This is a genomic window from Paractinoplanes deccanensis, assembly GCF_016862115.1.
Classification (GTDB): Bacteria; Actinomycetota; Actinomycetes; order Mycobacteriales; family Micromonosporaceae; genus Actinoplanes; species Actinoplanes deccanensis.
Genome location: NZ_BOMI01000018.1, coordinates 1 through 7,178 on the forward strand (window position 1 = coordinate 1; position 7,178 = coordinate 7,178).

The 7,178-nt window shown below is 71.9% G+C and carries 4 protein-coding genes; 2 read left to right on the forward strand and 2 right to left on the reverse strand.

Going from position 1 to position 7,178, the window contains the following annotated elements; genetic code table 11:
• Positions 1 to 105: 105 nt before the first annotated feature.
• Complete coding sequence (locus Ade02nite_RS06215; protein WP_203760553.1) at positions 106 to 3,399, reverse strand: NACHT domain-containing protein; 3,294 nt, start codon at positions 3,397 to 3,399, stop codon at positions 106 to 108.
• Positions 3,400 to 3,508: 109 nt separating this feature from the next.
• Positions 3,509 to 4,123, reverse strand: a complete 615-nt coding sequence (locus Ade02nite_RS06220; RefSeq protein WP_203760554.1) for a hypothetical protein — start codon at positions 4,121 to 4,123, stop codon at positions 3,509 to 3,511.
• 183 nt (positions 4,124 to 4,306) lie between these two features.
• Between Ade02nite_RS06220 and Ade02nite_RS06225 the strand changes: the two genes are divergently transcribed.
• Together Ade02nite_RS06225 and Ade02nite_RS06230 are read left to right on the forward strand one after the other, a co-directional pair.
• Positions 4,307 to 6,061 (forward strand): glycoside hydrolase family 6 protein, encoded by a 1,755-nt coding sequence (locus tag Ade02nite_RS06225; protein WP_203760555.1) that lies wholly within the window; start codon positions 4,307 to 4,309, stop codon positions 6,059 to 6,061.
• 100 nt (positions 6,062 to 6,161) lie between these two features.
• Complete coding sequence (locus Ade02nite_RS06230; RefSeq protein WP_239168575.1) at positions 6,162 to 6,914, forward strand: PP2C family protein-serine/threonine phosphatase; 753 nt, start codon at positions 6,162 to 6,164, stop codon at positions 6,912 to 6,914.
• The last annotated feature ends 264 nt before the right edge of the window (positions 6,915 to 7,178 follow it).

Sequence of the window (7,178 nt, forward strand, 5' to 3'; positions counted from 1 at the left end):
CGGGCGGTGGGCGGTTCGGGCGGTGGGCGGTCTGGGCGGTGGGCGGTCTGCGTGGTGGGCGGTCTGCGCTGGTGATGGCGGCCGGGTTCGGGTGGACTTTCTAGGTCATGCCGCCTCTCTGGTGTTGGCGGGCTGGTCGGGCTGGTCTGGCGGCTGTTTGGCTGTGCGCCAGCGGCTTGTCAGGTCTGGGAGTCCGTTCCAGCCGAACTTGCGGTCTCGGTCGGGGAGCAGGCCCAGCTCGGCGAAGCGCACCCACATGCGGGCCACGGGTTCTGGGTCGTCGGGCTCTAGGTCCTGGAGGACGGCGCTTATGGTGCGGACGAGCTTTGCGCCGTAGTGGGTGGGGGAGAGGTCGGTCCGGTCGAGGAAGGTGAGGACGCAGCGTCCTATCGCCGCCATGGTGTCGGGGGTCGGGTAGACGCCCTGCACGGACTGCGGCTCGAACCGGCGCAGGATGGCGTCGACGACCTCCACGGGCACGTCAGGGTCGGTGGCCAGGCGGTCGAAGAGCAGGCGGACGTATTTTTCGCGCTCGTCGGCCGGCAGGGAGGCGGACGCGTCCACGCAGCGCACGTAGAGCTCGCGGCGTTCCTCCGGCGTCGCGTCGCCGAGGGGAAGCATCAGCGCCTTGAGCAGGAGGTGGGCGGCGGACGCGTATCCGGCGCCGGGGACGCCGCGGAAGACGTTGACGCTGGAGCCGAGCGACTCGAAGACGGGCGCCGCGGTGTGCTGGAGCACGTCGTCCAGGTTGCCGCATTGGAGGTATGCCTTGCGGGCCACCACCGCGGCTCTGTGCTGCCCGTAGACGTCGACTCGCTGCCCTCCGCCGGCCACGCGGTAGGTCCAGGCCGGGTCGACCGGTGGCGGCTGGATCTCGCCAGTGGCCAGTTCGAGCCGGAACGTCCGCCGGCCGCCCTGCCACTCGCGGTGCAGCGCGAGGACCCCGCTGATGCCGGACCACTCGTCGCTGCTGAGCTGGGAGCGCCAGAACAGCGCCTCCCAATGCCAGAACTCCACCGCGTCCTCGACGCGCGGGAAGAGCTCCTCCGCACGGATCTGACCCTTGAGGCAGGTGGCCAGCAGGACCAGATTGGCGCTGTAACGGGCGTGGCGGGACGGCACGGTGTGCTGCCGCGTCTGGTAGCGCTCGTAGGCCCGGCCGGCCCGGGAATGGTGGGCGCTGTGGAACAGCCGGATCGCGAGGCCGGCGAGGGCGGCCCGCTGCTCGGCGGGCAGGGCGGCGGCGTGCTCGGACAGGAAGCCGAGGATCGACACGCGGTTGGAGAGGGGGGCGAACGACAGCAGCGCATGCAACCGGTCGTCGTCGACCGGCGCCGCGCTCAGCGAGAGCTCGGCGACCGCCTCGCGCGCCGCCACCTCGCGCAGCGCGCGCCAGACGATCCAGGCCACCAGGTATTCGCCGAAGGTCGCGTGCAGGAACTCGTAGGTCCGCAGGTCGCGCCCGTCGCGGGTGGCCTGCGAGCGGTGGATGAAGAAGAACCGGCCGAGCGCCTTCTCGGCTGCGCCGAGCGGTGCGCGCATGTCCGGCCGCTCGGCGGCCGAGGTGCGCCCGAGCAGGGCGGCCAGGTCGCCCTCGAGCTCGGCCTCGGTGATCCATTGGGCGCCGCGGTTGAACATGCCCAGGCCCACGACCGCGAGCCGGTGCATCTCCTCGTCGATGGCCCGGGCCATGCCGGTGTCGTCCAGGTCGGCGCGGTGTTTCGTCACCTCGCGGGTGGCGAAGTTGCGCAGCAGCCGACCGTACAGCTCGCCCTGGCCGAGGTCGCCGGTGAGTCGTTGCAGGGCGTTGCCGTCGGCGTCGTAGAGGGCGAGCATCAGGAGCAGCAGGGGCTGGCTGGCGAGGTCGCGGTGGCGCAGGACCGCCGGTGGGTCGAGTGGCCGGAGGCCGCGGCCGGCCAGCCAGCCGGCGTTGGCGTCGTTCCACACGCGGAGCCACGCCTCGACGCGGTCGTCGTCGAAGGGCTCCAGGCGCAGCGCCACGGTGCCCTCCGGTGGCCGGGCCCGGTCGGCCACGCTCGTGCGGCTCGTCACCAGCACGGCCAGCGGCCGGCCCTGGTCGGCCTCGCGCTGCTGGAAGCGGGCGATGCGGATGAGGTAGTCGGTCTGGCTGACACCGGTGGCCTGCAAGAGCTCGTCGAACCCGTCGAGGATCACCACGGGCAGGGCGTCGGGCCCCGAGCGGACCAGGGCCGGCCACTCGACGCGTTCGCCGGTGGCGGCTCGTACCGCGTATTCGATCTGGTCTTGCAGGTCGGCGTCGGCCGGGACCTCGCGCAGGACCACCCGGATCGGCAGGAAGTCGGCCGGGGGCAGGCGGGCGGCCATGACCTTGGTGAGCACGGACTTGCCGGAGCCGGGCTGGCCGAGGACCAGCAGCGGCGCGACGACCGCCTCGGGGGAAGTCAGGTGCCCGGTGAGGAAGGCGTCCATGCCGGCCCGCACGGGCTGGGCCGCCCACCACTGCTCGTCACCGGCCGGGATCGTGGGCTGGACCTGCGCCACCCGGAACAGCGGCTGCACGTAGGCCTCGGCGAGCGTCGGGATGCGCAGGCCCGGGGGAGTGTCGGACGACTCCACGATCGGCCGGCCGAGCGCCGCCCGATAGGCGTTGGCGAGCGCCGCCCGGCGATCGTCGGGCAGCGCGCCGGTGGAGATGTCGCCGAGCAGTCGCTGAAGGCCGGCCATGGCACTGGCCAGCTCGCCGACGGTGGCCCGGGTGGCGGCGTGCTCCTGACGGGCCGACCAGAGCGCCACCTCGGGGAAGTCGGCCGCCAGCCGCCGTGACAGGTCGGCGTATCGGGTGACGGCGCGCGCGGGCAGCCCCTCCATCGTCGCGGGCAGCCGGTGCACGTCGGGCGCGGACTCGGCGACCGCCAGGCCGGAGAGGAAGGCCAGCGACACCCTGGCCAGCTCGGAGTAGTAGAGCTCGAGGCGGTGGTGGAACCGCTCCTCGGGCTCGGCGGGGGAGGGCAGCGGCACGGGATGGGCGAGGCCCGCGCGGGCGACCAGGTTGGCCGCCGCGGCCAGGCGCTCCTGCTCGTCGCGGGTCAGCTCGAGGTCGGCGAACCGGAACGGCAGGTCGGCCGCCGCCATCTCGTCGAAGAACGCGGTGACCACCAGCACGGAATGGGCGGCCTCGATGCGCTGGGTGCGGCCGTGCCGCGACAGGCCGCTGCGGCGCTCGGCGATGCCGCGGACCAGCTCGTGGCCGAGCCGCGCGAACTCGGCCTTGGCGTCGAAGAGGGTGAGCACCGCGGGCACCACGGGAGCCGCGCCGAGCAGCAGGCCGCCCGCGACGGTGTCGAGGGCCGCGACCAGTGTGCTCTCCTTGCCGCCGAGCAGGCGCGCGGCGTCGGCGTAGCTGAGCGTCTTTGCCATCCGTGGACTCCCCGCTGAAGGAACCGAGGCGTCCATCATGGTGGAGCCGCCTCGGCCGCGCGTCAGCCCACGGTCGGACATTCGCTGCCGGCGCGCCTGCCGGGCGTACTCAGAATTGGAACTGTTGCTGGGCCTCGGTCTGCCGCCGGGCCTCCTGGACGTCGGCCATCAGGTCGTCCCAGACCGGGTCCTGGCGCAGCGGGGCGACACCGGCCGGGCCGCCGACGCGGGCGTGCGAGTATTCCCACCAGGCTGCCACCCGTACCGGCCAGAGACCGACCTCGATCGCCCCGGCGATGAAGCACCGGTGGGCCAGCAGGGTCGCCGCGAGGGTCTCGGGGTCGAGATCGAGAGTCTGGTCGTCGACGGCCTTGCCGAGGGCGCGCACGTCGCGGTGCATCTCGGAGTACGCGATGAGGCCGGGCATCGCGGGCAGCCGCCGGTGGGCGCCCGGCTCGACCAGATCGTCCGCATAAGCGGGGTTGAACACCAGGTCGTCGACCGTGACGATCAGCGGCAGCGCGCGCCGGCCGCGCCGCACGTCGAGCTGCACGGCGGGCGCCCGGGTCGGCACGAAGACCGGCTGCGCGTCCATGATGTCGTCCGGATCGAGCTGGGCCGTGTCGCCGATCGCGGGGATGTGCACGGTGAGCAGACCGCGGCGCACGGCGACCTCAGCGTTGGGGACCTCGGCCAGCGCCTCGACGATCTCGTAAACCTGCACGCACCCGTTATACGCCATCGGTCCCAGCCGCTCGGCCGGTGTTAACACATGGTTTCTGATCTATCACTTGACTGTTGCGATGGGAGCGCTCCCATGCCATGCTGTCCGAACAGCCGGGGAGCGATGCCCCTCGATGTCTCGCCCGGCGCATCCCCGCCACCGCATGTCTCGAGGAGCCACCACATGAGACCTGTCCTCATCCGCGGCCTGACCGCGGCCACCGCGGCGACGCTCGTCACCGGTCTCGGCATCTTCGCCGCGACCAGCGCGAGCGCCGCGGCCGGCTGCCGGGTCGACTACACCGCCAACAGTTGGAGCACGGGTTTCACCGGCGCGGTGACCGTGACCAACCTGGGCGACCCGATCTCCGGCGGCTGGCGTGTGACCTGGTCCTTCGCCGGTAACCAGCAGATCACCCAGGGCTGGAGCGCGACCATTTCGCAGTCCGGGCAGAACGTCACGGCGACCAACCCGTCCTGGTCGACCTCGATCGGCACCAACGCGAGCGTCAACTTCGGGTTCAACGCCAACTACTCCGGCACCAACGCCAACCCGGCCAGCTTCTCGCTCAACGGGACCACGTGCACGGGCACCGTCCCCACCAGCCCGCCGACGACCCCGCCGACGACACCGCCGACCACCCCGCCCACGACGCCGCCGACCACGCCGACGAACCCCGGCAACAAGGTCGACAACCCGTACGCCAACGCTCGGGGCTATGTGAACCCGGAGTGGAAGGCCAAGGCCGAGGCGGAGCCCGGCGGCAGCCGGGTGTCGAACAACCCGACAGCGGTCTGGCTCGACCGGATCGCCGCGATCGAGGGCACCGACAACAGCAGCTCCAACGGCTCGATGGGCGTGCGTGACCACCTGGACGCCGCGCTCGCGCAGAACGCCGGCTACATCCAGTTCGTCATCTACAACCTGCCCGGCCGGGACTGCGCCGCCCTCGCCTCCAACGGTGAGCTCGGCCCGAACGACCTGCCGCGCTACAAGGCCGAGTACATCGACCCGATCGCCGCGATCCAGGCCGACCCGAAGTACGCGAGCCTGCGCATCATCAACATCGTCGAGATCGACTCGCTGCCGAACCTGGTCACCAACACGTCCGGCCAGGCGGGTGGCACCGCGATGTGCGACACGATGAAGGCGAACGGCGGCTACGTGCAGGGCATCGGCTACGCCCTGAACAAGCTCGGCGCGCTCCCCAACACGTACAACTACGTCGACGCCGCCCACCACGGCTGGATCGGCTGGGACTCCAACTTCGGCCCCACCGCCGACATCATGCTCCAGGCCGCCCAGGCCTCGGGCAGCGTCAACAACGTCCAGGGCTTCATCACCAACACCGCGAACTACTCGGCGCTGCGTGAGCCCTTCGTCCAGCCCACCACCACGGTCAACGGCCAGAGCGTCCGGCAGTCCAAGTGGATCGACTGGAACCAGTACACCGACGAGCTGACGTTCGCCCAGGCGTTCCGGCAGAAGCTGGTCTCGATCGGCTTCAACTCCAACATCGGCATGCTGATCGACACCTCCCGCAACGGCTGGGGCGGATCGCAGCGGCCCACGGCGGCCAGCACCTCGACCGACGTGAACACCTTCGTCGACCAGTCGCGCATCGACCGCCGCATCCACGCCGGCAACTGGTGCAACCAGTCCGGCGCCGGCCTCGGCGAGCGCCCGACCGCGGCCCCGGCCAGCGGCATCGACGCGTACGTCTGGGTCAAGCCCCCGGGTGAGTCCGACGGCTCCAGCTCCCTCATCCCGAACGACGAGGGCAAGGGCTTCGACCGCATGTGCGACCCGACCTACACCGGCAACGCCCGCAACGGCAACAGCATGAGCGGCGCGCTGCCCAACGCCCCCATCTCCGGCGCGTGGTTCTCCGCGCAGTTCCGCGAGCTGATGGCGAACGCGTACCCGCCGCTCTCCTGAGCACGGGTAACCAGGACCGCCGGGCCCCGCTCTAACCCACGAGGAGCGGGGCCCGGTGTTTCCCGCGCGCCCCGGCGGCCCGTTCCGATAAGAAGGAACGGTGGAAATCACCAAGGTCGCCTGGACCGTCACCGGTCGCCGCCTCACCGCGGCGGCCGGTTCCGTCATGGGCAACCGCTACACCGACAACTACGACGTCCTCCACCTGGAGCCCGGCCATCCGGTGGCGGTGGTGGCCGACGGCATGGGCGACGGCCCCGGCAGCACCGTCGCGGGGCACACGGCCGTCGAGGTCTTCCTCCGCGAGGCGAGCGTCTCTCCCGCGCCTGCCGCGCTGCGGGCCGCGGTCGCCCAGGCCCAGGAGGCCGTACGGAGGGCAGGAAGCAACCTGCCGCAACTGACCGGCTCGACCCTGACCGCGTTCGTGGCCGCCGACGGCCCCGAGGCCGACGCGTGGATCGTGCAGCTCGGCGACTCCCGCGCCTACCGCCTGCGCGACGGCCTGCTCGACCTGCTCACCACCGACCACACGATCGCCTGGGTCGGCCTGCTGCACGGCTGGTTCACCGCCGACTCGGAGGAGGCGGCCGCCGCGCGCTACCGCCTGACCCGCTACGCCGGGCACCCGGACGCGCCCGAGCCGGACCTGCTCAACGTCACGCTGCACCCGGGCGACGTCTACCTGCTGTGCACCGACGGGGTCTCGGACCAGTTGACGTACGAGCGGCTGACCCGGGTGTTGTCGGCCGACGACCCGGCCGCGGCGGTGGCCACGCTGCTCGACGACAGCCTGACCGCCGGCGGCGACGACAACGCGACCGCCGTCGTCATCCGCGTCGAGCGCACCGTCTGACCCCACACAGCGCCCGCCCTCCCAAGGGGGCCCCCGTCCAGCTGGCGTCATTCTCCCGAAAACGGCCTGATCTTGCGCGCGCGCCTGTGGATAAGCGGTGCTGTGGAAAACGCCGGGCGAAGCGCCGGGGCGGTCATGTACCGGGACAGGCGCGTGCCGGCACCCGGGCGGGTGGTGAGCTCAGCGCGCCACGCCGGGTGCGGTGTGTCCCACTGGCTGCTGGGCGCGCCGGGCCGGGGTGGATGTTGAGTTCGGGCCTGTCGA